General features: G+C 58.4%; 24 protein-coding genes and 1 pseudogene. 16 read left to right on the top strand and 9 right to left on the bottom strand.

Annotated features, from left to right (window positions below; genetic code table 11):
* Positions 1-5: 5 nt before the first annotated feature.
* From MAFF_RS35245 to MAFF_RS35270, 6 genes are all read right to left on the bottom strand, one after another.
* Complete coding sequence (locus MAFF_RS35245; RefSeq protein ID WP_010916031.1) at positions 6-1,145, bottom strand: 8-amino-7-oxononanoate synthase; 1,140 nt, start codon at positions 1,143-1,145, stop codon at positions 6-8.
* The gene (bioB, locus tag MAFF_RS35250; protein ID WP_010916030.1) at positions 1,145-2,083 is read right to left on the bottom strand and encodes a biotin synthase BioB; all 939 of its coding nucleotides are present in this window, start codon (positions 2,081-2,083) and stop codon (positions 1,145-1,147) included. Before bioB ends, MAFF_RS35245 begins: the two co-directional genes overlap by 1 nt.
* Before the next feature lie 158 nt (positions 2,084-2,241).
* Positions 2,242-3,096, bottom strand: a complete 855-nt coding sequence (nadC, locus tag MAFF_RS35255; RefSeq protein ID WP_010916029.1) for a carboxylating nicotinate-nucleotide diphosphorylase — start codon at positions 3,094-3,096, stop codon at positions 2,242-2,244.
* The gene (locus tag MAFF_RS35260; protein ID WP_010916028.1) at positions 3,093-4,637 is read right to left on the bottom strand and encodes an L-aspartate oxidase; all 1,545 of its coding nucleotides are present in this window, start codon (positions 4,635-4,637) and stop codon (positions 3,093-3,095) included. Before MAFF_RS35260 ends, nadC begins: the two co-directional genes overlap by 4 nt.
* The gene (gene nadA / locus MAFF_RS35265) at positions 4,634-5,608 is read right to left on the bottom strand and encodes a quinolinate synthase NadA (protein WP_010916027.1); all 975 of its coding nucleotides are present in this window, start codon (positions 5,606-5,608) and stop codon (positions 4,634-4,636) included. The genes MAFF_RS35260 and nadA overlap by 4 nt, the downstream gene beginning before the upstream one ends.
* 64 nt (positions 5,609-5,672) lie before the next feature.
* Positions 5,673-6,635: an NUDIX hydrolase gene (locus MAFF_RS35270; protein WP_010916026.1), complete on the bottom strand. Its 963-nt coding sequence runs from the start codon at positions 6,633-6,635 to the stop codon at positions 5,673-5,675.
* Positions 6,636-6,821: 186 nt separating this feature from the next.
* On the opposite strand from MAFF_RS35270, the gene MAFF_RS39650 reads away from it, so the two are divergent.
* The 3 genes from MAFF_RS39650 to MAFF_RS35280 all read left to right on the top strand — a co-directional run bounded on the left by MAFF_RS39650 (position 6,822) and on the right by MAFF_RS35280 (position 8,459).
* Positions 6,822-7,175, top strand: a complete 354-nt coding sequence (locus MAFF_RS39650) for a hypothetical protein (RefSeq protein WP_157866227.1) — start codon at positions 6,822-6,824, stop codon at positions 7,173-7,175.
* Positions 7,176-7,177: 2 nt separating this feature from the next.
* Positions 7,178-7,780: a cold-shock protein gene (locus tag MAFF_RS41235; protein WP_167316212.1), complete on the top strand. Its 603-nt coding sequence runs from the start codon at positions 7,178-7,180 to the stop codon at positions 7,778-7,780.
* 358 nt (positions 7,781-8,138) lie between these two features.
* The gene (locus MAFF_RS35280; RefSeq protein ID WP_244420880.1) at positions 8,139-8,459 is read left to right on the top strand and encodes a hypothetical protein; all 321 of its coding nucleotides are present in this window, start codon (positions 8,139-8,141) and stop codon (positions 8,457-8,459) included.
* 662 nt (positions 8,460-9,121) lie between these two features.
* Here MAFF_RS35280 and MAFF_RS35290 read toward each other — a convergent pair.
* Positions 9,122-9,583 carry a hypothetical protein gene (locus MAFF_RS35290; RefSeq protein WP_010916025.1) on the bottom strand — a complete coding sequence of 154 codons (462 nt, stop codon included), beginning with the start codon at positions 9,581-9,583 and terminating at the stop codon, positions 9,122-9,124.
* A 213-nt stretch (positions 9,584-9,796) separates the two neighbouring features.
* Between MAFF_RS35290 and MAFF_RS35295 the strand changes: the two genes are divergently transcribed.
* From MAFF_RS35295 to MAFF_RS38720, 4 genes and pseudogenes are all read left to right on the top strand, one after another.
* Positions 9,797-9,967 carry a hypothetical protein gene (locus MAFF_RS35295; RefSeq protein WP_157866228.1) on the top strand — a complete coding sequence of 57 codons (171 nt, stop codon included), beginning with the start codon at positions 9,797-9,799 and terminating at the stop codon, positions 9,965-9,967.
* A gap of 59 nt (positions 9,968-10,026) precedes the next feature.
* Positions 10,027-10,689 (top strand): DUF6946 family protein, encoded by a 663-nt coding sequence (locus tag MAFF_RS35300; protein ID WP_044552132.1) that lies wholly within the window; start codon positions 10,027-10,029, stop codon positions 10,687-10,689.
* A gap of 61 nt (positions 10,690-10,750) precedes the next feature.
* Entirely contained in the window at positions 10,751-11,155 is a 405-nt protein-coding gene (locus tag MAFF_RS35305; RefSeq protein ID WP_244420875.1) for a hypothetical protein, read from the top strand.
* 214 nt (positions 11,156-11,369) lie between these two features.
* Positions 11,370-11,598, top strand: a pseudogene (locus MAFF_RS38720) (isopenicillin N synthase family oxygenase); the annotation flags it as partial.
* Positions 11,599-11,959: 361 nt separating this feature from the next.
* On the opposite strand, the gene MAFF_RS35310 reads toward MAFF_RS38720, so the two are convergent.
* Positions 11,960-13,411 carry an inorganic triphosphatase gene (locus MAFF_RS35310; protein WP_044552319.1) on the bottom strand — a complete coding sequence of 484 codons (1,452 nt, stop codon included), beginning with the start codon at positions 13,409-13,411 and terminating at the stop codon, positions 11,960-11,962.
* Between the two features lie 598 nt (positions 13,412-14,009).
* On the opposite strand from MAFF_RS35310, the gene aepX reads away from it, so the two are divergent.
* The 7 genes from aepX to MAFF_RS39655 all read left to right on the top strand — a co-directional run bounded on the left by aepX (position 14,010) and on the right by MAFF_RS39655 (position 21,370).
* Positions 14,010-14,966, top strand: a complete 957-nt coding sequence (gene aepX / locus MAFF_RS35315) for a phosphoenolpyruvate mutase (RefSeq protein ID WP_010915886.1) — start codon at positions 14,010-14,012, stop codon at positions 14,964-14,966.
* Positions 14,967-14,988: 22 nt separating this feature from the next.
* Positions 14,989-16,236 carry an aminotransferase class I/II-fold pyridoxal phosphate-dependent enzyme gene (locus tag MAFF_RS35320; RefSeq protein WP_010915885.1) on the top strand — a complete coding sequence of 416 codons (1,248 nt, stop codon included), beginning with the start codon at positions 14,989-14,991 and terminating at the stop codon, positions 16,234-16,236.
* Positions 16,237-16,285: 49 nt separating this feature from the next.
* Positions 16,286-17,371 (top strand): malate/lactate/ureidoglycolate dehydrogenase, encoded by a 1,086-nt coding sequence (locus MAFF_RS35325; RefSeq protein WP_044552135.1) that lies wholly within the window; start codon positions 16,286-16,288, stop codon positions 17,369-17,371.
* Between the two features lie 764 nt (positions 17,372-18,135).
* Complete coding sequence (locus tag MAFF_RS35330; RefSeq protein ID WP_044552321.1) at positions 18,136-19,326, top strand: pyridoxal phosphate-dependent aminotransferase; 1,191 nt, start codon at positions 18,136-18,138, stop codon at positions 19,324-19,326.
* 27 nt (positions 19,327-19,353) lie between these two features.
* Positions 19,354-20,166, top strand: a complete 813-nt coding sequence (locus MAFF_RS35335; RefSeq protein ID WP_010915882.1) for a phosphocholine cytidylyltransferase family protein — start codon at positions 19,354-19,356, stop codon at positions 20,164-20,166.
* A 1-nt stretch (position 20,167) separates the two neighbouring features.
* A complete protein-coding gene (locus MAFF_RS35340; RefSeq protein ID WP_044552137.1) occupies positions 20,168-20,764 on the top strand; it encodes a CDP-alcohol phosphatidyltransferase family protein in 597 nt (198 codons plus the stop codon).
* 417 nt (positions 20,765-21,181) lie between these two features.
* Positions 21,182-21,370 carry a hypothetical protein gene (locus MAFF_RS39655; RefSeq protein WP_044552140.1) on the top strand — a complete coding sequence of 63 codons (189 nt, stop codon included), beginning with the start codon at positions 21,182-21,184 and terminating at the stop codon, positions 21,368-21,370.
* A gap of 16 nt (positions 21,371-21,386) precedes the next feature.
* Here MAFF_RS39655 and MAFF_RS35350 read toward each other — a convergent pair whose 3' ends face one another.
* A complete protein-coding gene (locus tag MAFF_RS35350) occupies positions 21,387-22,682 on the bottom strand; it encodes an LLM class flavin-dependent oxidoreductase (RefSeq protein ID WP_244420876.1) in 1,296 nt (431 codons plus the stop codon).
* Between the two features lie 1,195 nt (positions 22,683-23,877).
* Here MAFF_RS35350 and MAFF_RS35355 point away from each other — a divergent pair.
* Positions 23,878-25,440: an asparagine synthetase B family protein gene (locus MAFF_RS35355; RefSeq protein WP_010915880.1), complete on the top strand. Its 1,563-nt coding sequence runs from the start codon at positions 23,878-23,880 to the stop codon at positions 25,438-25,440.
* A 64-nt stretch (positions 25,441-25,504) separates the two neighbouring features.
* Positions 25,505-26,548 carry a glutamate cyclase domain-containing protein gene (locus MAFF_RS35360; RefSeq protein WP_010915879.1) on the top strand — a complete coding sequence of 348 codons (1,044 nt, stop codon included), beginning with the start codon at positions 25,505-25,507 and terminating at the stop codon, positions 26,546-26,548.
* Positions 26,549-26,613 lie beyond the last annotated feature (65 nt).

Raw genomic sequence — 26,613 nt, forward strand, 5'->3', positions numbered from 1 at the left:
TCCGGTCATGTTTGGGCCAACACTTCGACGAGCGCCTCGATCATGGCCGAAATGGCGGCTTCGTCGACGTTGAGCGTCAGCGAGATGCGCAGGCGCGAGGAGCCTTCCGGCACGGTCGGCGGACGAATGCCGCGTATGTCGAAGCCGCGCGCCTGCAGTGCGGCCGCCAGCGCCATGGTGCGCCTGTTGTCGCCAACGATGACCGGGAGAATCTGCGAACCGCTGGCCGCAACGCCGCAGCGTTTCATCAGTTCCTGGGCGGCAAAGCTCACCAGGTCGGCCAGACGGTCGCGGCGATCAGGCTCCTCCTGCAGGACAGCGAGCGCTTCCTGGGCCGCGACGGCCATTAACGGCGATGGCGCCGTTGCATAGATAAATGGCCGGCATCGGTTGACAAGATAGTCGCACAGCGTTCGCGGTCCGGTTACGAGCGCGCCGGACGCTCCAAGAGCCTTGCCGCATGTATGCAGCGTCACCACATTCTCGCGTCCCTCGAACGCGGCGGCAAGGCCGCGCCCATTCGGCCCGTAGACGCCGGTGGCATGCGCTTCATCGATGAGCAAGAACCCGTCATGGCGATCGGCCAGCACCATGAGGTCTTTGAGCGGTGCGCGGTCGCCATCCATACTGTACAGGCTTTCGACACCGATCCACACGTGCCCAACACCGCCGGATTGGCGCCACTCCTCGATGACGCTTGCAAAAGCGTCCGCATCATTGTGAGCCGCGACGGCAATTTGCGCCCGGCCAGCACGGGCGCCTTCATGGGCGCTGGCATGCACAAGTTCGTCGAGGACGAGAAGATCGCCTTTCTGCGGCAGTGTTGTGAGAAGAGCGAAATTGGCGATATAACCGCCGCCGAAAAACAGGGCGCGCTCGGCACGGAAGAACGCCGCTGCGTTTGCCTCAAGCGCCTCATGTTCGGGCGCATTGCCTCGGAGCAGTCGCGAACCGCTTGCTCCGACTGGCGTGCCACGAGCAAGCGCTGCGCTGATGGCATTGGCTAGCCTCTGTGATCTGGCAAGCCCGAGATAGTCGTTCGACGAGAAGTCGAGGCCGGCGCGCGGCGACAGCGTCCGCAGCCGGTCGTTGCGCGCCAGTCCGCGCAAGGTCGCGTCATAGCGGGCGAGGGGCCTTGCGCTCATTATGTTTCACGTTCCATGCGCTGGATGCCGAGACGCCGGAACAGCGCGGTATCTTCGTCCTCGCCGGGATTGTCCGCCGTCAGCAGCGTGTCGCCGACGAAGATCGAGTTGGCGCCGGCAAAGAAGCACAGCGCCTGCATCTCGTCGGTCATGGCGGTGCGGCCGGCCGAAAGGCGCACATGCGATTTCGGCATCATGATGCGTGCCAGCGCGATCACGCGCACGAATTCGATCGGCTCGATCGGCCTGGTTTCGGCAAGCGGGGTGCCTTCGATCGGGATCAGCATGTTGATCGGAACGCTTTGCGGATGCTCCGGCAGATTGGCCAGTGTCACCAGCATGTCGATCCGGTCCACCGGCTCTTCGCCCATGCCGACAATGCCGCCGCAACAGACCTTGATGCCGGATTGGCGAACCTGTTCGAGCGTATCGAGCCGGTCGGCAAAGCTGCGCGTGCTGATGATCTCGCTATAGTAGCGTTCCGACGTATCGATGTTGTGGTTGTAATAATCGAGACCAGCCTGTTTCAGTTGCTGCGCCTGGCCGAGATCGAGCATGCCGAGTGTCATGCAGGTTTCCATGCCCAGCGCCTTGACGCCTTCGACCATCGCCACGACCGCATCCATGTCGCGCGGCTTGGGATTTCGCCAGGCAGCACCCATGCAATAGCGGGTGGCGCCGGCATCGCGCGCCTTGGTTGCCTCGGCGATGACGCGCCTGACCTCCATCAGCTTCGACGCCTTCAGGCCGGTTTCGTGATGCGCCGACTGGCTGCAATAGCCGCAATCCTCCGGACATCCGCCTGTCTTGATGCTCAAGAGCCGGCTGAGCTGGACCTTGTTGGGATCGAAATTCTGGCGGTGCACGGTGTGCGCCAGGAACAGCAGATTGTTGAAGGGAGCGTCGTGAAGCGCCTGAGCCTTATCCAGGGTCCACATCACACCATCGTCGCATTGCGCCTGTGGCATTGTCTTCGTCGAATTCGATACGTGCATCCCTGTCCTGTTCCCTGGGGTTCCGGCGTTACGGCTTCTTTTCTAGCGGGTTCACGGCGACTGGAAAGGTGTCGACGCGCTGCCGTGCGTTCGTCAGGCGATCATGTGTCCCGATAATCAAGGCCAATATCGAGGATCGGCGCGCTGTGGGTCAGCCAGCCGATGGAGATCAGATCGACGCCGGTCGCGGCGACCGCCGGCACTGTTGAGGTGGTGATCCTGCCCGATGCTTCGGTGATGCATCGACCGGCGACCATCGATACCGCATGGCGCAATTCGTCGAGCGACATGTTGTCGAGCAGCACGGCGTCCGGGGCGAGAGCCAGGGCCTCTTCCAGCTGGGCCAGCGTATCGACCTCGACTTCGATTTTGATGAGATGGCCTACACTCGCACGCGTTCGCTCGATGGCCGGGCGGATTCCGCCGGCCATGGCGATATGGTTGTCCTTGATCAGGATGGCATCGTCGAGGCCGAAACGGTGATTGCCGCCGCCACCGGCGCGCACGGCGTATTTTTCGACGGCCCGCAAGCCGGGTGTCGTCTTGCGCGTGCAGACGATCTTCGCCTTGTGGTCGCGGATTGCATTGACGATCGATGCCGTCGCCGTGGCGATGCCGCTCAGATGGCTGAGAAAATTAAGCGCGGTGCGTTCGGCGGTGAGAATGGCTCGGGCTGGCCCGCTCACCAACGCTATGGTCTGTCCTGGCGTCACCTCGCTGCCGTCCGGGCACACCGGCGTAGTCTCGATCCTCTCATCGATCAGCCTGAAAGCGAGTATCGCCAGATCGAGCCCGGCGACAACCCCAGTCTGCCGCGCCGAAAGCACGGTCGTTGCCCGAAGGTCCTTCGGCACGATGGCGTCGGTGGTCAGATCACCCGCCCGGCCGAGATCTTCCAGAAGGGCTGCCCGGACCAGGGGCTCGAGCATGATTGCGGGCAGGGGCGCGAGGTTCATGGCTCGACCTCTTCAAGCGTTGGCGAACATGCCAGTTCGTCGGCTGCCGCTAAGGCTTCATCAAGCCTGAGCCTGGAGCGGCGGGCGATGGCAGCACGATCGGGAAAGTCCGTGCGGTAGTGAGCGCCGCGGCTTTCCTGGCGCAGCAAGGCGGCAACCGCGATCATCAGTCCCACTGCTGCGGGATCGGACGTGGCATCGGGGCGTTTGGCCAGCGGCAGCAATGTCCGAATGGCCTCGCGCAACATCGCGCCATCACGGCTCACGCCAAGGGTGCGTGTCAAGAGAGGGCGCAAGGAAACTGGATCGGGCGCCGGAATTTCGCGTGCCGTCGATCGTGTCCTGACGCCGATAGCAGATCCCGCCACGCTTTCGGCGACCCAGCGCGCGCACACCACAGCCTCGGTCAGCGAGTTGCTGGCGAGCCTGTTGGCGCCGTGCAGTCCGGTGGAGGCAACTTCGCCGCAAGCCCACAGTCCGGCAACGGAAGTCCGTCCATCCTGGTCCACCGCGACGCCGCCCATGTGATAGTGCTGGGCCGGCCGGACGGGGATGAGATCGCGCGCGGGGTCGATACCTGCGCGCCTGCAGGCTGATGCAATCGTCGGAAACTGCCGCGCGAATGTCGGACCGGGCTTTTCTCGGCCATCGAGAAAGACGAGGTGGCCGTTTGCAAGATGGGTCCAGATGGCGCCCGCCACCACGTCGCGCGGCGCGAGTTCCGCCCCATCCAGGCCTTCGAGAAAACGTCGGCCTGTCTCGTCGACGATCACAGCACCTTCGCCGCGAACCGCTTCGCTGATCAGCGGCATCGGGCGAGCCGGCCCATCAAGCGCGGTCGGGTGGAACTGGACGAATTCGAGATCAGCAAGGACAGCACCGGCACGGGCCGCAAGCCCCAGGCCCTGTCCGCAACTCCCCGAAGGGTTGGTGCTGTCGAAGAACAGTCCGCCAATGCCGCCGGTGGCAAGGATCACCCGTCCCGTACCCAGGAACACAGGGCTCATCGAACAGCTTGCCCAGACGCCGCGGACCGTATTGTCCTCCACTGCCAGCCGCCGCGCCTCCACACCCTCGACGACCACAATCGACGGCGTGGAACGCACGGTTTCGACAAGCGCGCGCATGATTTCCTGTCCGCTGCCGTCGCCGCCGGCATGAACGATGCGCCGGCGGCCATGCGCGGCCTCCAAGCCAAGCCGCAGGGCTCCTTCTGGCGTCCGATCGAAGCAGACCCCAAGGTTTGCCAGGGCCTCAATCGCGTTAGGGGCCGCATGGAGGATACGGCTGGCGATGTCTGCGTCGCACAGGCCATCGCCGGCGGCGAGCGTATCGGCGAGGTGCAGCGCCGGATTATCGTCAATGCCAAGACTGGCAGCCAGCCCGCCCTGTGCCCACGCGCTCGATGCTTCAGATCCGAGTGGCGTCCTGGACAAAACAAGCACGGGTTCTGGCGCCAGATGAAGCGCGGTCAACAATCCGGCAATGCCACCGCCAATGATGATGGGTCGACCAAAAAAGCTGCGGACATCGGCGCTCATACGGCGAGCATCCGCTCGACGGCAAGTCGCGCGCGCCCGGCGATCCCGGGCTCGATGGTCACGACGTGGCGGTTCTGCTCCAGGGCCGAACGGATGTTGGCGAGCGTTATCCGCTTCATGTGCGGGCACAAATTGCAGGGCCGGATGAACTCGAGCTCGGGATGCTGGAGCGCGACATTGTCGCTCATCGAGCATTCCGTCAGCAGCACGACGCGTGGCGGCTTTTGCCTTTCGACATAGTCCGACATTGCCGCGGTCGAACCGGAAAAATCGGCCTCCGCGACCACGTCGGGCGGACATTCGGGATGCGCGAGCACGATCACACCGGGATGGTTCTCGCGCAGCTGGCGGATGTCGGCCGGCGTAAAGCGCTCATGCACCTCGCAATGCCCTTTCCAGGCGATGATCTCGACGTCGGTCTGGGCGGCGATATTCTCAGCCAGATACTCATCCGGCAGCATGATCACCCTGGGGACGCCAAGGGATTCGACGATGGCTTTGGCATTGCCGGAGGTACAGCAGATGTCAGACTCGGCTTTGACCTCGGCCGACGTGTTGACGTAGGTCACGACAGGTACGCCGGGATAGCGTTGTCGCAGCAGGCGAATGTCCTCGGCAGTAATCGAGTCGGCCAGCGAACAGCCTGCGCGCAGATCGGGAATGAGCACCGTCTTTTGCGGATTGAGCAGCTTTGCCGTCTCGGCCATGAAGTGGACGCCGGCCAGCACAATGACGTCGGCTTCGGTCGACATCGCCTTGCGGGCCAGCGCCAGGCTGTCGCCGACGATATCGGCGACACAGTGAAAAATCTCCGGTGTCTGGTAGTTGTGCGCCAGGATGACGGCGTTGCGCTGCCGCTTCAGATCAAGGATGGCATCGATGTCGCCGGCGAAGGCTGGCCATTCGATCGGCGGGATCAGGCGCTGGACGCGGTCATACAGGAAAGCGGCCGAAGGCTGGATGGTGCTCATCGAGCCTCCAATTATAGTCTATACGATTATAATGGCTTTATAATCTTTGTGACTATAAGAGATGTCAACCCCGCGTCAGCGGCAATTTTGTCCCAGCCACCGGCCTCTCGTCGAGAATGTCGTGGCGAAAGCGGTAGAGCTGCGCGGGCCGACCGCGGGTTTCGACGGTTGCCTCCCCGGTCTTCTCAACGAGGTCCTGCTGCTCGATGAGCCGGCGGAAGTTTGGCTTGTTGATGAGCCTGCCGGAGAGCGCTTCCACGGTTCGCTGCAGCTGCAGAAGTGTAAAGAGCCGCGGCATCAGTTCGAACACGACCGGCCGGTATTTTATTTTGGAGCGCAGCCGCGCCATGGCCGTTGCGAGGATGCGGCGATGATCGGCGATCATGGATTTGCCCGGCACCGACGTGGGCGCGGCCAAATGTCCGCCGCGTACGGCTTCGTCCACCAGGGCTGCTTCGTAGAGAAGTTCATAGCGCTGCAGCGCGAACTCTTCGTTCCATGATCGGTCGTCGAAGCCGAAGGCGACAGCCGCACGCCGTCGGCGATCGAGCCGGATGGCGGTGTCGTCAGCGCTATCCACCCATTCCCGCAGGCGCGGCCGCAAATCTTCCAGCACTGCCGCCGGCGTGCCGGAACGGTGATCCTCCCATGGAAAGTAGTCGTACCAGCTTCCCCAGTGGCGCCCGGCCGAGCCGCCAGCTTTGTCTGGATGGGTGAGCGCGAGGTAGCTGATCGAAATCACGCGCTGTTCACCGCCGATCCGGTCGCGATCGGCGAAGGTGTAGAGCTGTTCGATATAGCCGAGCGGCTGGCCGGTCTGTTGTTCCACCCATCCCCTGAGACCCGACTGCAGCGAACGATGAGCAAGCTCGAATGGCCCCGAGGGCAGCGCGGCTTCCTGTCCAACGGTGAGAACGCAAGGTCCACCACCGTTCATTGCCACAACGACGGCGATCAGGTCGGCTTTGACGTCGTTGGCCTTGACCGCGGCCTTGCCTTTCCTGACGCTTTTTGCGCGATCGTCCATGGTCCCCCGAAGTGGTTGGGCGGAGGTCTGCCGCGTAGGCGGCTGAACCGATTTGATCTGGTTTTCTCTGCTTACGGTCGGCGGGTCAACGCCAAGCGCGGTGGCGGTTTAGCTCTTAATACCACCACAAAAATGGGCCAAATGCGACAGCCAGGGGTGGTAACGTTGGGGAAGGGGCGTCCTCGCGTGCAGGTTGCCAACTCCAAGGCGATCACATCGCCGGATGTACGTTCGAAAAGGTGGGACGACGCTCGTCTGCTGACCGCCCATGCCACGCCGATTGCAAAGCTCGTCGATCGACATTGCGACATTCTTCACCAGTTCGCCCGCGCCGCCATCAATGCACTCGAGCACAACCTGTACGAGTCAACAAATCGACTCGCCGGCCCTATTGTTTCGGGTGAAATGAATCTGGTTTCTAAGGGTTCGACCGACAGGCCGAGCACAGCTGCGGCCATCACGGCCATTGACATAAACGCGTCGCCCGATCGAGATTGTCTTGACGGTAGCGTCGTTCGCCATCCATGCCAGTCGAGATGATCATGGGCAAATATCGAGACCATCGCGAGCCACGCGGGCATCGCCATGACGACGACCCCGTTTCCTTTTCGGAACGGACCTCCGAGCCAAGCTACTTTCAGCGCCCGGCGACGGTGACCGCACACCCTGTCGACGCCGAAGTATTGTGGTTCACAGGCAACAAGGGATTTGGCTTCGTCAAACTGTCGGACGGCAGGGAGGCCTATCTGCACGTCCGGGTGCTAGAGGCGGCCGGATGCCGGGAGGTTGCCGAGGGAACGCCTCTCAAGGTCACGGTCGAAAAAAGTCCGAAAGGTCATCAAGTCGCCCAGGTGCTGGAGATCGGCGATCCGATCGCGAAAACTCCCTCGCATACGCGCGTCGCTGGAGAGACGAGCGTCGAGACGGGCGCGCAGCCAGAGAGCGGGGGCACGGTCAAGTGGTACAAACCCGAAAAGGGCTTCGGCTTCATAGCTCCTGACAACGGTGAGAAGGACGTCTTCGTTCATGCCAGCACCCTAACCCGTTCAGGGCTCAGTGCGCTGGTGGAGGGACAGAAGGTGTTTGTCGCATGCGGGCAAGGCAAGAAGGGCTTGGAAGTCCGGAGCATTCGCCTCGCCTGGTAAAAATTGAGCCCGATTAAGATGCCGATATCGGCCAAGCTCGCACCGAGACTTTGGCTAGGCTGTGGCGCAACGGCCGCTATGCTCTCAAACTGAAAGGGCGAAGGCGGTACGAGCGACAGACAAAGCAGCAAGAATGGTCCAGCGGCTTCGCATTTGGATTTTTCCCAGTAATGTGAACTATGCCGTTGGCTTGGCATTTGAGTGTCACGCACCCGGTCCTTGCCGGTCTTGTCATAGACGCTTCCGGCCTACATTAGCGCCGACTTATGATGTATAAAGGCTGTGAAGACCTTAGTCGCCGCTTAGGGGACCATTGGTGGACGCGGTCGGAACACGACGCATAGCGGGCTTGGCAGGCGTGATCGTCGCGGCTGCAGCGCTCAAGGATGTCTCTGCATTTGCGCATAGCGCTGATAGCTGGACCTATCCACCGGCCTGCTGTCACGGCGACCGGGTGAGCGGAGAGTGCGGTAAAATTCCCAGCAAAACAGTAACACCGCGACCCGATGGCTATGAGATCATCTTGCGACCAGGCGACCATCGGAAAGTCACTCATCAGAATCGCTACTTCGTGCCATACGACGTGGTCATTCCGTCCGGCGACGACAATTTCCACATCTGCCTGCATCCGACCGAGGAGCACGAAAACTGCTTCTTCGCACCTGCAAACGCGATGTAGGCTCGGTTACATCCCGTCGATCGAACTTGTGCCCATTGGTGCGAAGAAGCACGTCCATCTGAACCTGTGAAAGGTCTCGTACTTCATATGTGGAGTGACCGTCCGATAGAACGTCATCAAACGCTCGCAGATATGGTATCGATCATCCGGCGCCGCCTGGACGCGCTCTCTGGGGATAAACCACTCCCCTCCTTGTGGCTCATTCATGTAGGTGGGACGAGTTAGCCTGACGTAATAGCCGTCTTTGGTCGCCCTGACGTCGCTGGAATCGATGGGGTGACAGTCTTTGTTGCCGCAGCAGTTATAATGAAGAACGGGATCAGTCTTGCCTGTGTACCAATCGTGGGCCTCCGCATCGCCCGCCAGGATGAGCCACACCAGTGCAATATGCCTTTGCGGCTGCCCCATCGAATTAACCCCTCACATTTTTGCATATAGCATATTAGTAATCGCTAAAGGAACTGGCAGAATGCTGGCAGGCACCAGATCATGACCGGTCGCGATGCCATTTGATGTTGCTCTTGATGTTGCAGCCGGCGGATGAGCCGATTGCGCTTACCGCGATCACCAGATCGGATGAGCTTCTGCCATAAGCAATTTCCAATCCCCGCGTCCGCCAAGGCACCGACAAAGATCCAGGCATAAGGCGCGGGCGAACGCTGCTAATTCTTCGAGGTCGAGCCATCGCCGGGTTTTGACCTGACAAGGGACGAAATCCTCTTGTCCAGTTCATCCAAAGTCGCCATCAGACGATTGACTTGGGACAACGTGTTCGTCATCTCCGGACCGTACCGGGTGACTACATACTCCCGTGCGGATGTCATCTGCTCGAGATGCTGTTGCGTGCGCTTGCGCAGAACCAGACCGGACTTCTTCGCACGTTCCACCCGCTTGGAAAGGTCGTGCTGGAAGCCACGTATTTCGGCAGCATGAACGCCGGCTTCCCGAAGAAAAACGTTTAAATAGAGTTCAATGGCATGAACAGCGACAAGCCGGCACGGCGCCAGGGATAGCCCATTCAGTTTACGGGCGAGGAGACTGTGCGCCGCCTCCCGATATTCACTTGCCAGCCGAATGATCTGCGCTGTGTCGGCGCCTTCGCCTGGGTAAGCCCCTTCGCCCATCTACTGCCCCCACGGTATGCTCTGGTGGCGAGCATTGCCCAACTGCTGCTGTTTCGCAAGGTGAATGGTTCCGTTCGTACCCGCACATGCTGTACTTGACGCCGAGGCCGAGGCCGACGAGCGATCATCATTTCGCGAATCTATAGGGCGCGCGCCAATGCTTGTGTTGGTTGCTGACAAGTGGTCAATCTATGAATGTCGACGGATCCTACATTGATCAACCAGCTCGTCGTCACCGCCACCGACTACGCCTTCAGGCAGAAGGTCAGCACGCCATTGATATGGCTCTCGCATTCGCCTGCTCACCCGCAGGCTCGCAAGAGCTTGATTGTTCCAACCTTCGTCTTCTTGCAGGCAAACCTTCCAATTCTGACAATCACATGAACTGAGTTATGATCTGATTATGATAGCCATGGCTCGCATGGTTCGAGAGGCTTGTCGGCATGTCGCAAATTTATGTTCCCAGCTCAGGGCCGGATAGCTGGCAGGCGTTCTTGGCTGATCCCGCCAAGCATTGGCGAATGGGCTATTCGGCTCGAACTCTCGCGCACAGCTGGGAAAAAGCGAAGGGGCTGCCGTCCGAAATCGCCGCAATGTTCGACAAACCAGCTGAACTGTTGGGTGCGTTTCCCGAGCACAAGGTGCCATTGGCCGGTGGGGGCCGTGATAGCCAAAGCGATGTCTTCGCTTTGATCCGATTTGGCGACGAGACATGCGCGGCTACCATTGAAGGCAAGGTCAAGGAACCATTCGGGCCAACAGTCGGCGAGTGGTTTGCAGAACCCTCAGTTGGCAAGCGACTTCGCATGCTTCAAATCCGCGATCTGCTGGGTTTAGACGCCGTACCCCCATCGGATGTGCGCTACCAACTGCTGCATCGAACCTCATCAGCATTGTTGGAGGCGAAGCGGTTCAAGACGGACGAAGCGGCGATGATCGTACATTCCTTCTCCGTCTCCCGGATGTGGTTCACTGACTTCGAGCGGTTTGCCAGCCTTTTCGGCATGTCGGCTCGACCAGACCAACCAATCATCATCGTTTTGAAAAGTGGCCGACGCCTTCGGTTGGGTTGGGCGACCGGAAATCCGGAACATCTCTCAGATTGAAGGCCCCATCATCTTGCAAACGAGACTGTACACGTCAAAGCAGATGGGTGACGCTTGCGAGATGGTGGTCGCCGCTGAACTGACCCTTGCCGGAGTGCCGGCTCTCAAAGTTCCTGACAACTGGCCTGGCTACGATGTCATCGCTCAGCCAGTCGGGCATTCCCCGCAAAGGGTGTCTGTAAAATCTCGAACGTTCAAACAAGGGCCATCCTACGTCACCTACGACGACTTCGATCAGTTCGATTGGCTTGCAATCGTTATCCTGCTGCCGGACGTAACAAATGGCAGGGCAATTTACCTGATCCCGAGAGACGTTTCCGACGCCCTCGCGCGTAGGGATAAACCAACCAGCAAGACGGCTGCCGAGCGCTATTTCCGGGTCGATCAAGTTGAGAGTTTGTTTGCAAAATATCGCAACAACTTCATTCTCGACCCTGTCGGGCGAGACGTTGTGGCGGTGCCGTAAGATGAGATATTTTCGACTAAGCCGCTCCGCGATTGCGGAGCCGGCGTGGGGGTAGCAGCAAGGTGCGATGAGGCTAACCATTTCTTTACTACCAGCCCGCATCTTCACCCCGCGCTTTGTACTGAGTGCGCGTCTCGGGTGACAGGGTGGGGAGAAGTCCCCACCCATCCGGTGATGAAATATGAGTTGGCCGAAGGAGGGCAGTTCCGCTTATGAGCGGATTTCCGTTCTCTTCTTCAGCGCACGGCTGGATGCGACGAACAACGCTGCTGAATTTGCCTGAGGCATTGGCCGCCGAGCCACGCGGGCCGGCAAGCGATCCCGACAACCCGTTATTGCGCGATATCGGCACCAATGTCCTGAAATGCCGACTGCATTCACATCCCGACGTGGCATGCCGCTACAATGCCAATCTTCTTGAGTCCGGAGCAGCGCGCCCGTGAGGCTTACGGCAATAGGGAGCACGAATTTTGCCGTTTCGCGCTTTCTTTGGAATGTCATTCGTCGCCAAGGGGTCGAAATAAGATCAAACAGGCAAAATCGTTCGGCGGTTTCCTCCCATTGCGTCGAACGGTGTTCCCCTCTGAAGGTTTTGACCCTTCTTTTGGCCGGGCCGTGTTCGAGCCCGGCCTTTTTTGTTCGAGGGGCTTCTTGTTCAGCGCCGTCTGGAACGCGTTTTCCCTGAGGTCAAACATTCGGAAACAATGGAGTGCGCCCCTGGTAGCCATGCTCGGTCATCGAGCGCGCTTGGATGAAATGGGTGTCGTGACCGTGCCGGCTCGCTCGGTCTCGAGCACTGGGTGCTCATCGCCAGAAGCGCCTCGTGTTGACCAAAGCGTCGTGCGCCTCCGCGGCGTCCTCAAGAAGCTTGGACTTGTCTTCGGCGCTGAAGAGATCCTTCGCGCCAGCCATGTCCGAAAGCTCCAGCGCCGCCAGCATACCAGGGGCGGTGGCGAGATCGTTGAGGCGGCCGAGGTTATCCTGCAGGTCCTCCATCGCCCTAATGAACCGTCGATGGCGTTTGGCTTCGGCCTTGCTCTTGTAAAGCGGCTGGAAGAACTCCGCCGCATAGCGCAGTTTCTTTGCGACGATGCGCACTTCGTGGCGGGTCTCGTCATCGGCGTCGATGAGATCGCTGCCGCCCTTCGCCACCTTTTTCCAAAGTTTATCAAATACACCGGAGGCGAAACCCCGTGACGAGTGCTCGTGAAGCGTTTCGTCCGCCTGGTCGGCTCGCCAACTCCTGATGGAAATCCACTCAGCGGCATCGATCATCAGCGCGCGGGCGCGCGCCGAGGAGAGCGATGCTTCGACCGCGGCATAGGCGTCCTCGCGCGCGTCTTGAAGACGGCTTGAAAGAGCCTCGCTTGAAGCGCGGTCGATCATCACGTCGATATTGCGCGCATCGCCAAATTCCGAGGCGAGCCATGTCAATTCTTCGCGCATGTGGTCGAAACGGCTGTCGTCGAACAACGACTTGCAGATCGAGCATAGCGAGCGTAGCCGTCGCAGCGACACGCGAGCCTGGTGCAGGGCCTCGGCATCGCGGGACCAACTCAGCACCATTTCATTGAGGCGAAACTGTCTGAGACACGCCGTGGCGATGCGCACGAAGGCCGTTGCCGCGCTCATCTCGCACGTGAGCGGGATCGAAGCCGTCTTCGCAGCACCGGGCGCCGAGCCAAGCAGACGATAGCCCCGTTCCGCTTTGCTCAGCACCCCGAGATGCGCCGGCGTGATCAGGTCGACTTTCCGGGCGAGTGCAAACAGCGCCGTCGGTGAGCCAGCCTTCTTTTCCAACTCGATCTCGCACAGCGGCGCCTCGCGATCGGCTGCAACGACCTTGCCAAGATCCAAAGTGACTTCGAGTGTGGCGTCGCCATCCACAACATTCCAACGATGCCGTTTGACATGAACCTCGAACAAGGGCGCGAGCTCTGGGCCAGCTCCTGCACGCAGGTCTCGGATCTGCGGATCGTCAACTATCGGTGTATCGCCGGCGACCGGTCGCTCCCATTCCTGGCGTGTGAACGATCCGGCCGCCGTGCCATCGGCGGCTTTGAGGGTTTGGATCTTTTCATTTCCCGATTGCCGAATGCGAAGCGACAGGCTGCGCTTGGACAAATCCCATCCGGGGGTGTCGAAATAGATGGATCTCTGCTGAAGAATGGTGGGCGAGGATCCGAACGGATTTTTCCTCAGGAGCGATCCAGCACCCGATTGCGAAAGCTCGAGCTTCAGTTCCGTTTCCTGCATGATGTCCTCGGCGCGGCACCGCTTCAGGTAATCGGAGGAACCACCGGACATTGCGTCATAAGACTGTCACAAACAATCGCCCACCTCGACCAACTGCGACGGAACCTCAAGCTCAAGGCGCTACTGCGCGCCAAAGCAGAGCGGACCATCAGGGCCCCGTGGGACGCCGTCGCCTCGGTCCTCGACTAATTCACTCCGCCGAGTGCGCAAAACTACCTCAAGACTGCAGATATGAATCGGATTCAACACGACGCACTCTAGCGTGGCCAAGGACATCGCGAATAGGTGGCGACCTGCCAACCTCGCACCGCGATATGGCTTGCCCACTGTCGCGATCCCGACAGATTTGTATCGCGGCTAACAAACGGAACCAGCCGCGCAAAGCCAACCAATTGCAATAACAACAGCTTTTTAGCTGGCATGGCGCTTGCTGCTTGAACTGTAACGTGCGCTTCGGCTCTGAGCCGTTTCCAGCGGATCTCACGATCATTGCGCATGTAGGCCAAAGGACTCTTCTACAGCCAGGTCAGGGCGACGTTGAGTAGTCGTCCTGTTTCACCGAGTTCATTGGACCTGAGATTGTGGAGGAGGTCATACAATGAACAAGGCGATTTCGTTCGGGGCGGAACTCTTGCCAGCGACGGCGTCATCGACGACCCTGCGCGAGCTCATTCTTTCCAACGACCTAACATTCTTGATGGAAGCGCATGATGGGCTTTCGGCCGCAATTGCCGAGCGTGCCGGCTTTCGCGGACTTTGGGCCTCTGGTCTTTCCATCGCCTCGGCGCTTGGCTATCGGGACGCCAACGAAGCGAGTTGGACGCAAGTCGTCGACGTCGTCGAGCGCATGGTCGATGCGACGAACATTCCTGTTCTTGTCGACGGTGACAGCGGCTTCGGAAATTTCAACAATGCTCGCTTGGTCGCGCGCAAGCTTGAGCAACGCGGCGCCAGCGGCATCTGCCTTGAAGACAAGAGCTTCCCGAAAATGAACTCCTTCGTCGGCGATCGGCATCTGCTCCCTGACATTGACGAGTTCTGCGGCCGTCTCAAGGCCGTGAAAGACACGACGGGACCGGATTTCGTGGTCGTCGCGCGCATCGAGGCGCTGATCGCCGGTCACAGTCTCGATGAGGCGCTATGCCGGGCCGACGCTTATTCAGAGACCGGCGCCGACGCAATCCTCATCCACTCCCGCGAGGCCGTCGCAGACGAGATCCTGACCTTCACCAAGGAATGGAACAACAAGCTGCCGGTCGTCATCGTCCCCACCAAATACTACAAAACGCCGGCTTCGGTCTATCGTGATGCCGGCATTTCGACCGTCATCTGGGCCAACCATTCGATGCGGGCGGCGATCGCTGGCATGCGTGACGTCTGCGGCCGAATTCGGTCGGAAGAAAGCATCGCCGGGATCGAGGACCAGGTTGCCGGTCTCGACGAGCTGTTCAGACTGATGGGCTACGACGAACTAGCTGAAGCGGAAGAACGTTATCTACCGAAGCAGTCAGCAGAGCGGCGTCCGGGCGCCTTGGACCAGTTTCAAAAAAGCTGACAACTATTTCAGGGGGCCATGCATGCTGTCGCAACGGATGTCTTTGCTTTCAGGTCCGGGCACTGTCGCCGCCCAAGAGCCAGCTGAGCTAGCTCAGCTGGCTGCCGCAGCCGGCCGTCAGATCATCGACCTTGCAGCCGGCGAAATCATCATTGAGACACCATTGTCGGTGCGCGAGGGAGCGATTGCCGCGATCAATGCCGGAACGAACCGCTATACCGACGCCATCGGTTTGACCTTGCTTCGCAAGGCGGTCGCCGAAAAGCTGGCGGCGCAAACGCACGTCGGCTGGAATTTGGAAGACATCGTTATCACTGCTGGTGCAAAGCAAGCACTGCTCAATGCTGCCCTAGCCGTGCTCGATCCGGGTGACGAGGTAATCATCATTCGCCCCAGCTGGCCGACTTTCGCGTCCCAGATTCTTCTGGCTGGCGCAAAGCCCGTGTTCGTTGATTCTCGCCCGTCGACGTATATTCCCAACATTGGCGCGGTCCGCGACGCTCTTACACAGCGCACAAAAGCCATTATCGTCAACTCGCCCAACAATCCGACGGGAATTATCTATGATCCAACTACGTTGCGAGCTATCGGCGATCTCGCAATCGACCACCACCTCTGGATTGTTTCCGACGAATGTTATTCCTGCTTTGTATTCGCTGGGCGCCATGAGTCGATCGTCACCGCGCATCCGGGCGTCCGTTCACGCACGATCCTGGTCAACACTTTCTCCAAGGAACTGGCGATTACCGGGTGGCGGCTGGGCTATCTCGCAGGCCCCCCTGAGATCGTTGCCGCAGCGAAGAAGCTGCAGAGCGATATGACCTCGAATGCTAATGTGATCGCGCAGCATGCGGTTTTGCATCACCTGGAGGTCGGAGACTGCAGCTTTGAACGAAAGATGCATCAGCGGCTATCGAAGGCCCGCCACACGGGTCTTCGCATCCTGGCTGGTTTGGAGGGCGTCACGGTGCCCCGCGCCGATGGCACATTCTTCTTCTATCTCGATCTGAAGCGGCTTATTTCCGAGCTATCGGCTGAAGGTCCCGTTCGATCCGCGGACGATATTGCACGATTACTCCTGGACGAAACTGATGTGGCAACCGTTGCCGGCGGGTTTTTTGGCGACATGAATGGATTGCGTCTTTCCTTCGGCGTTCCACAAGACTTGCTGGAGCTGGGACTGAAACGCGTCGTCGAGACCCTAAACAGCCTGAAGACTAGGCAGCCTTCAAAAGGTCGGGTGACCAAGGCGCATGATCCGGAAAAGTGAGCATCGGTGCTTCGACGGTCACGCTCAAGCGGAGAGAGGACAAGCGACCATGGTTATCATCAAGGTTGAAAATCTCATCGATTTCATCGCAGAAGTCTTCGGTCACGCCGACTCCTCGCCGGAAGAGGCACGTCGCATAGCAACCTATCTGACGACAGCCAATCTCACCGGCCATGACAGTCATGGCGTGATCCGGGTGCCGGGCTATATTCGCTGGAAAAAAATAGGTTCGGTGGTGCCAAACCAGACGGTCGAGGTCTTGGTCGACACGCCCTCGCTCGCAGTGCTCGACGGCAAGTTCGGCTACGGTCAGACGGTGGCGCCAGTTGCAGTGAAGCTCGGCATCGAGAAGTGCAAGAAGGCGGGCTTGGCGGCGGTGGCGCTGCGCAATGCCGGCCATATTGGCCGCATCGGCGACTGGGCGGAGATGGCGGCGGCCGATGGCCTCGTCTCCGTGCACTTTGTCAATGCCACCGATTCGCTTTTGGTCGCACCTTTCGGCGGTGTCGAGAGGCGCATGTCGACCGCGCCCTATTGCGTGGGAATCCCGCGGCAAGGCCATGATCCAATCGTGCTCGATTTCGCAACCTCTGTTGTCGCGGAGGGTAAGTGCCTGGTCGCAAGCCTGGGCGGCAAGAAATTGCCCAAGGGCGCGCTGATCGATTCCGACGGCACCCTTAGCGACGATCCGCGGTTGCTCTACGGTCCATACACCTCCGATAGCACGCGCGATCATACCCAGGGTATAGGAGCCATCCGCGCCTTTGGCGAGCACAAGGGCTCTGGCCTTGCCCTGATCTGCGAGCTGATGGGCGGAGCGCTGACGGGTACGGGTGCGACCGCCGCTAATCAACGGTTCGCCAACGGCATGCTGGCGTTCTATATCGATCCAAAGGTGGTCGATCCCGCCAATTTTTTCGACGGTGAAGTCACCCGCTATACCGATTTCATCCGCGCCACGAAGCCGGTCCCCGGCATCGAGCAGGTGCAGCTCCCGGGCGATCCAGAACGCAGGATCCGCGCCGAACGAACCAAGGATGGCATCCCGTTGCTCGATGATACCTGGGCCGCAATAGTGAACACCGCGCGTGAAATGGGCGTGAGTGAGACAGATATCCGGCAGGCCACAAGCTAGAAAAGAGAGAGGTGCCTTGGTCGATTCGCTACGAGCCGTGGCTTCTGGTCACCTCTTCCCACAAGGCGCGGGTCGGAGCATCGGAAGACAGACCCGGAGGCGTTTGGAGGTCGTGATTCCCTATTTGCCGAAGGAGATACGGCGATGGAATCAGGGGCCGCAGAGATCGCCAGCCGACGCGACGAATGCGCATGGTCTCGGTGGATAAGTAAAGGAAAAAACATCACTAAAGAGCTTGCACCCGAAAATAAGGGATCACCGTCGAGCTCTCGTCATCCTTTTTAGGGCCACCGCTAGCCAAAACACCTAGCATTACGAGATGTACATGGCCATCGCAAGGCTCCCGTCTGTTAAAGAAATGTTACAGGTCTGCGTCGAAATGGTTACTATACTGCGAAATAACGCTACCTATAGGTTCTCCGTATTGACGCCGAACCCGAAAATACCTCTATTGCTATTGTGACGGAGAGATGACAACGCATGGTACGCTCCTAAAGAAGTCAACCCGTACGCTCTTCTCCGAGTGTCGCAAGGCTCGAATCTCCACAGTGATCTGGGCGCATGCGCGACGATATCGGCCATGCCCCGGGTTTGCGATCGGATCATCCGGGAAGAGAGCATTGCCGGGATCGAGAGCGAGGTCGCGATGCTCCAGGAGCTATTATTCGAACTAGGGCACTGCGGCGAGCTTTCCGCGGGCAGTGGATGGCCCAGGATAAGCTGTGGCAGGTGGTTCGTTCGAAAGAAGGTAGATGGAGATGCGCATGTTGGCGCAACGGACAACCTTGTTGAAATCGTCGGGGACTGCGGCGGCCCGCGCCGCGGCGAAGGCTGCGGCCGATGCCGGGATGGAGATCGTTGACCTCACGGCCGGCGAAATCTGGAGCGAGCTTGCTCGAATGATTCGTCAGGGCGCTATTGAGGCGATCAACAAGGGCGTAAACCGCTACACCGACCCTGTTGGCACGACGGAGCTTCGCGAGGCGCTGGCGCGGAAGGTCTCCCTCGAAACGCGGCAAATCTGGAAGGCTGAGGAAATTGCCGTTACTTGCGGAGCGAAGCAGGCTTTGTTCAATGCCGCAATGGTGCTTCTTGACCCAGGCGACGAAGTCATCATCCCGGTGCCGTATTGGACAACATTTCCGGCCCAGGTGCTGATCGCCGGCGGCAAACCGATTTTCGTCGATACCCGCTCCAATGGCTACGTGCCGCGCATCGAAGACATCGAAGCCGCCATCACCGAGCGATCGCGAGCGATCGTAATCAACACTCCGAATAATCCGACGGGCTCGGTCTATGACACCCAGACGCTGACAGGGATTGCCCAGCTCGCAATAGCACGGGATCTCTGGATCATTTTCGATGAGTGCTACGCCGATTTCGTTCATGGAGATGAAGCGCATCGGCCGATCGTCTTCCTCGTACCGGAAGTTCGGTCGCGCACCCTCATCGTCAACGCATTCAGTAAGTCTCTGGCGCTCACGGGATGGCGGATCGGTTATCTGGCAGGCCCCAAAGAAGTCATCGACGCCGTGAAGGCGTTGCAGTCGCACACGACGTCAAACCCGAACGTCGTAGCCCAGCACGCCGTGCTTGCGCATCTGCAACGCAGTGACGGCTCCTACGAAGCTGGGCTTCGAGCACAACTTGCAAGCGCAAGGCAGGTAGGCCTCAGTATGCTTTCCTCGCTCACACAGGTTCCGATCCCAAGGGCACAAGGCGGATTTTATTTCTATCTCGACATATCCAAGCTTGTTTGGTCCGCGCGGCGGGAGAACGTCACCCGCGCACCCGACGAGATCGTGAGCGCATTGCTTACGGACGCTGGTGTGGGGGTGGTCTCGGGATCCGTTTTCGGCGACCCAGCGGGCCTTCGTCTGTCCTATGGCATCCCAACCGACCAATTGGTGAGCGGACTCGCCCGCCTCACGAGGCTTCTCAATTCCTGGAACTGAGAGCGCAAAGTCTGAGGAGAGAGTACGATGCTGAACTCGGACTTACCTCAATCGGCAATCATACTCGCGGCCGGCATGGGGTCTCGGCTTCGTCCCTTTACCAATACGCGGCCGAAGCCCCTTGTCGAGATCCACGGCATTCCGATAATTCACAACGCTTTGGCGAACCTTAGCTCCGTTGGCGTCGGCTCCGTCACGATTGTCGTGGGATATCGTAAAGACGCAATTGAGTATGCTTGCGGCGAGCAGTTCGCTGGCATCGACATCACCTATGTTGAATCCACCGTCTTTGATCGCACTGGAAGCGCATATTCATTATGGCTCGCCCGTGACGCGCTCCTGAGCGGAGACGTTTACCTATTGGAGGGCGACGTCTTCTTTGACCTTGAGGCCATCAGATCATTGACCATGGCCAGGCGCCCGGATGTAGCCGCAGTCGCACCATTCACGGAAGCAATGGAGGGTTCGGCAGCCCTATTGAATGATGACGACGACATAGTAGAGGTCCGGATGCGGCAGACCGGTGGCGATCTCCATTCGGCTGGAGGACAGCTTTTCAAGACGATGAATCTGTTTCGTTTCTCGATTGGCACTCTGTCGAAGACCCTCGTTCCGACGCTGAATGAACTGATCGAAGCTGGCAATACGACGATCTACACGGAACAACTCCTTGCGTACTTGATCACGAAGCGGGGAATGAAGCTCGCCGCAGCACGATGTGATCACGTTCGGTGGTACGAAATCGACTGTGTGGCTGACTTGCGGATCGCTGAAGAGATATTCACTCCGGCTGCTGCGGTGGGGTCGGGCATCTCTATCGGACACCAGAGGGGGAGATAGCATGCTGAAAGAGCTGAAAGACCCGGCCAATGGAGTTACGGTCGCCGGTCTGCTAATTTCCGTTCTTAGCATCAATTTGGCGATCGAGGGACGTTCAGATTTGGCGGTCGCGACTGCTCTTTGGGCTCTCCTAGCGGATCATCTCGACGGCGTCGTGGCCAAATGGACCGCTAACCGCAGCGACACGACGAAGAATGTGGGAAAGAGCCTAGATTCGTTAGCGGACCTCGTTAGCGCCGGGATTTTTCCAGGCATCCTCCTGACCACTCTTAGTGACCGCGCGCCATGGGCAATTGTCATCGCCGGCGTGCTAGGCTTGGCAAGTGCGCTCCGCCTCAGCTATTTCGGTTCGGTCGGCCTTCAGGGCGGCAATTTCATAGGTGTTCCCACGACCTATGTGCTGCCAGTTGTTGCAGCGATTTTCATGCTCAAGCCATGGTTCCCCGGCAGCCTTTTTGTTCATGCACTGGGGATCAGTCTGCTCACCGTCGCCCTTTTCCATGTCAGCCCTCTACGAGTGCCACCGACAAGGGGAGCAATGTACGGGGTGGTGACGGCGTACTGCGTCCTCTCATCCGCCCTGCTGGCGTTTCGCTAACCGGGTGAAAACTCGCATTTTAGCGAATGCTACGAGACCTGGATATCTGGCGGCGATGTCTTCGCTCTCGCGGGAACTGGCGAGGTCAGCGAGCCAGCTCGAGCAGAGCCTGCAGAGGGTCTGCCTAAACATTGAACAGCCTCAAGACCAAAAAGTGACAGCCTCCCATCAGAAGGGCCCAGGCACGAGCAGGATGTCCATGGCATGCGGCATTACATTGCGCTTTTTCATGTGGCACGGTCCGTGGAGGTGTTCGCCGGCTTTTAGGCAAGGCGCAGCGTGCGGCGGCCGACCAGTAAGAGCCAATTCCTAGCGCTGTTGAAAGCGAGCCTGCGCGAGATCGAGCCGGGGCCGATGAGCCACTCCGAGCGGCTTTATCATTTGGGTGGGCACGCACTGGCGGGACTACGCTGGGCGATGCCAACGCCAGGCGGCCGCCGGGCCTGTTCGCGCAAATGGTCGCCGTCGCCGGCCGCCCGCGCGCCAGCGTCGGCCGATGCCGACAGCATCCTCGATGCCACGCGGGTGCAACTGTCCTCGCTCAGCGGCGATGGGTTGACACTGTCAAGGGTGCGCGTGCCGTCACGCTACACCCACCTCGTCTAATGATTGATGGCGACGGTTACACCACGGGTGCAATAGGTTCATTTCCCATCTGGTCCGTCCGTTTATTCCCGGGTCGCCTTAATCCAAGATTTTCACGCAGCGTGGCTCCATTATATTCAGAGCGGAATAACTTCCTTCGCCGAAGCTCGGGAATAATAAGTTGAACGAAGTCATCCAGACCGTCAGGAAACGTTGGAGGCATTATAATAAAGCCATCGGCAGCGCCCTCCGTATGAAACTGCTCCATCTGGTCGACGATTTCGGACGGCGAGCCAACGCAGACCAAATGTCCTCTTCCGATGGCGAGGCTAGCTGCGAGTTGCCGAACTGTTAATCGCTTCTCCCTCGCAGTATCGAGCAGCAGCTTTTGACGACTCTGCATATTGTTTGTTTCACCCAAGTCATCGGGAACCGGCTCATCAAGAGAAAGCTTATCGACATCCATTACATAACCAAGGAGTCGCTTGGCCAGTTCAACAGCAATATCTTCGTGGATTAGCGATTGGAGTGCTTGTCGCTTTTCCTCCGCTTCTTGCGTCGTTGGTGCCACGATTGGAACAATCCCCGGCATCACAAGAAGGTCGGCATCCCATCGACCAAAGTCCCGTGCGAACCCCTTGACCGATTTATAAAACTCTTTCGCATCTTCGATGCTTTGCTGCGCCGTAAAAATCAGTTCGCCATATCGGCCTGCGAACCAGGTACCGGTGGGCGAGCTACCTGCCTGAGCAATGACTGGATATCCTTGAGGCGAGCGAGAAATATTTAAAGGGCCACGAGTTGCAAAATATTTTCCGACGTGGTTCAAGAAGTTTACCTTATGCGGATCAAAGAATATTCCATCGTCACGCTGTTTGACGAATGCATCATCTGCCCAACTGTCCCACAATCCTTCTACGACCTCGGCAAATTCGGCTGCGCGCTCGTATCGTTCGTCGTGGGGTGGTAGCTCCCGCAGGTTGAAATTTTGTGCTTCAAACGGATTAGCCGAGGTAACAACGTTCCAGCCGACCCGGCCACAGCTCAGATGGTCGAGCGATGCAAATACCCGCGCAAGATTATATGGCTCATTGAATGTGGTAGATGCGGTAGCCACCAAACCGATTTTTTTGGTAGTCATGGCCAGGGCTGCCAGCAAGGTCGTCGGCTCGAACCCAACAACTCGTCCGGATCGCGACATCGCTTCAACCGTCGACTCGCGCACACCGGCTGTGTCAGCTACGAATACAAAATGTAGTGCGGCAGCCTCCGCTTTTGTTGTATAGGATTTATACCGCTCGATATTAGCGCCCGCATCGGAATGCGCGTTCATATGACGCCATCCAGCCTCATGATGGCCGCCGGGGCGCAGAAAGACACCTAATACCATTTGGTCTGTAAGCATAACGTCCTCCTTCAAAGGCGCACAGTGATTTGGGGTGACTTACTTCTCGGGCGTGTGTTGTCTGCCCTATCACAAGAACTGAGGTCGCTCGGCGTTTCGAACGACTTACCTTTGACACGTTCAAGCCGACGACGTTCGCTGGGTGGTGCTGGGCGATTGTGGGTATCGCCACCCCATACCGATTGAGGGCATTTGGACCGCGAGGGGTAATGGCCCTCCCTCGATATGCAGGTTCTCGAGCAGACCTCTGATATTTTGCTCTCCTTCCTTCGCTTCGGCCTTCGCGACGCAACCCGCGACAGAAATATTCGGGGGCAGCTTCTGCCGCCGTCGCGACCATGGAGCATCAAAACTCGTGCCAATTCTGGAAGGAGCAGGCCAGAAATGCTCTGCAGACCAATCAATGAGCCAAAAGGGGGTGGCGTCGGCCATGGTCACCAGAGCATCGAGGGGAACCAGGCAACACCATCGCGGCGCAGCGAAGAAAATCGCTTCAGTTGGCAGTTCTTTTCACGAGCGATGTCCGAACCTAGCCTCTTGCGTTCGAAGCCGAACGCGAATGTCGGCAGTCCGACAAAATGGCGACCCAATCCGGGCTGCGGCCGGAGAAAAAGTCGTGCAAGGCAACCAGTAACCCAATCCGGCATGCAACTTGCTCGACGGATCTTAGACGTAGATGGCAATGGCAACCCTGAGCGGTTTGTCAAGACACGGCTATCCGTGGCAGCCATTACAGACGTTTTGCCAAAAGAGATAGTGGAGGTGAGACATACATGGGTAGGATCATTCTAATGTTCAGGCATCATCATGACTTGCAATGTTTCCACACGCGCGCTTCTTACTGGGAACTCATTTTTGCCAAAGGTGCGTTGAGACGCAGATCTTTTCGCATGTTCGAGCTGCTGAAATATAACAACGTGTCGTAGCGCTCGGTTTCTCGTGACGTGCCTGTGATCGCAGTGTTATATTTCGTCCACTAAGCAGTTTGTGGCTATTATGGCGATGCTTTATAGTTCATCTCTTTACCATGCCAGTGTTCCGTGTCGTATCAAAGTGAGCTGATGTACGTTGCCATCATTGTTTTCAGTGCGACGGCCTCCATGTCACTCGTTGGAGCACACCTATGACAGGTATTGCGCTTTCCCCAATCGGGGCGCTGTGGGGGATCGTCGGCGCCAAGACACACGGCACCGTGGAGATGGGTGCGGCGCTGACACACCGCGGTTGCTACATGGCCATGGAGGAGGGACCAACATTCTCCTTTGGCGCCCGTCACTCCGCTGAGATCTGGCCTATCTCTGTCGATGACGATATCGCCGTTGTCTATTCCGGTTTCCCATTTGTCGTTGATGAAGAGACACGGACGCCGCGTTATCTTTCAGCAGAAGATATCAGGACGGAATTCCTCAGATTCGGCGCCGATTTCTTCCGGGTTCTATGCGGTCACTACGCAATCGCAGTCTACTGCTACACTCGTCACCGGCTGATCCTTGTTCGCGATGCGTTCGGCGTGCAGAGCCTTTCGTGGGCGTCGTCGAATGAAAATTTTGCCTTTTCGACGGAGTATAAGGCACTGTTGTCACTGCCGTGGGTCGAACGAAACCTTGACCACGATGCCGCCCGCGGCTTCGTTGACGACGGCTGGGCGCCAGCGGGGCGAACCTTTCTGCGGCACATTTCCATGGTGCTGCCGGGATCAATCCTCATATGGCAGAATGGAAATCTTGAGACGATTCACCTGCGTCAAGATTTGTGCAAGACACGCCCACCGTTCAGACCGATTTCAGTTCGTCACGTAGAAATGACGGTTCGAGAGACGATCGGTTGGCAGGCGAATGATTTTTCACCGAGATATGGGGTGATGCTTAGTAGCGGCGTCGACTCCGCAGTAATAGCGGCGACCCTGAGGCGAATTCGCAGGGATTCTGAGATTCACACATTCACTGTCGGCTATGGTTACGACGACCCGGAGATTATCGGTGCGAGCGCGACAGCGAGCGTCCTTGGGACACAGCATCATGAAATCATAGTTCGGCCCGACGCCCTCACAGCGCTACTGACCGACACTATTGTCGCTGTGGACAATCCTGGCGGTTACGAAGAGTTCCCATGCCTTTATGCCCTGCATCAGGAAGCGCGACAATTCGTGGACATCATATTCTCTGGCAATGCCGCTGACACGTTATTTGCAGGCATGCCGTATCATCGGGATTTGCTTTCGACCGATGACGCAATCTATCGGCGGCTATGCAACGATCTAACTGTTCGCGACGAGCGCCTCGCTGCACAGGAACTCTTGGCTGGTAGACATGGTCTCAATTTTAGGATGCCCTATGCGGAACGAATTCTCATAGACTTGGCGCTTGAAATCCCCGATTTTCAGAAACTCAGCCCTGAGAATGATAAGATTATCTTTCGTGAGGCGGCCCGTCAAATTCTGCCTGACGAAATCACCATGCGTCCCAAGCGGATTCAACACCTCCTCTATGACGACAGCATGTGCTCGTGGCTGGCCGAGCGGATTGAGTGGATTTGCTCGAGCTCCCTTCTCCGGACGCATTCCCTCGGAGAGCTCGAAGGGGCAGCAATCCTCCCGCCTCGTAATCTCGAACTTACGGAAGAGAGCTTCAAAGCCGCCTGGAACGTCGTCGCGCTTGCGACGTGGGCGAGTATCTACCTCGCCTAGGACGGAGCGTCCGAATCTCTATCAACTAAATTCGGCAACGATCAATATCGACTGGAGACGAACCGTGACCGACTACTTCTCCTACTTAGGTCTGCAACCGTCCCGAGAGGAACTTATCCAACGGTTTGGGCTTGAGCTGGATAAGTTAATGACGCTTGACTTAAATCTAACTGGGCGACCGTCGTATCTCTATTCGCGGGAACGGAATGGGTCAGGGGAAGCGAGTTCAACCGCTTTTGCACAACTTCTCTTGGACTCTCTCGCCTCAAAGGATGTCTCAATTCTCGTGACCGGGTGGCCGGTTAGGTCTTCGATTGACGTTTCAATCGGCGAGGCTGATGGGCCGATTGGGGCAGCGGCCATTGCGCGAGCTCTTCACATGACGACCGGCGCAGTCTCCCTTGCGATGGCGCCTGCGCCTTTGGCTGCACAAGTTGCGGCGGCATTTAGATCGGCAGGCGCGACGATCATCGATTTTGACGCGTTCGAAAGGCTTTCAAAGGGGAACGAAAGGCTCTTTGGCGTTGCGATCGTCGGGCTAGATGTTGATTGCGACCTGTCGAACTATTTTGCTGAACTGTTGCAGAACGTCAAACCGAAGACGGTCATTGCGATTGAGCATTACGGCTTTTCGGCTGAGGGCAAGCCGTATCATGGGACCGGTAACGTTGTAGAACCAGGGACAGCGCTCACACATCCATTATTCGACCAGGCCATGGCCGAGGGCCTAATTTGTGGTTCGTGTGTCGACAATCCCAATGAGGTTGGGACCAGCCGTCTTCACGACGCTGGTGTTAAGCATCCACCCATGAGAAACGACTTTGCTAACCTTCTTGTGGGAAGCTCTGCCAATAGCGCAGCCTTTGCATTGTGTGCCGCGCTTGCAGGATTGTCCGCTACGCCCACAGCGGCTTTTCCCGGTAGTTTGGATGAAGCTGGGATCGCAGCAACGTTGGCCCACGGAGCGATCGATCCTTTCAGCGGAACCGCGGATCCATCGTTCGGCGTCGATACGATTGAGAGCCCCTACCATGCGTGGATAGCAGATCTTATGGGGCGGCTCGCCAAAGGGTACTGCGTGGCGGCCGCAACGGAACGTCACTTATAAATGGCTCGACTGCACAAGTCACCAAATCCATTCAATCACTTGAAAAGGCTCATGCTTTGAACCTA

Origin of the sequence: Mesorhizobium japonicum MAFF 303099 (genome assembly GCF_000009625.1) — a bacterium.
Taxonomy (GTDB): Bacteria; Pseudomonadota; Alphaproteobacteria; order Rhizobiales; family Rhizobiaceae; genus Mesorhizobium; species Mesorhizobium japonicum.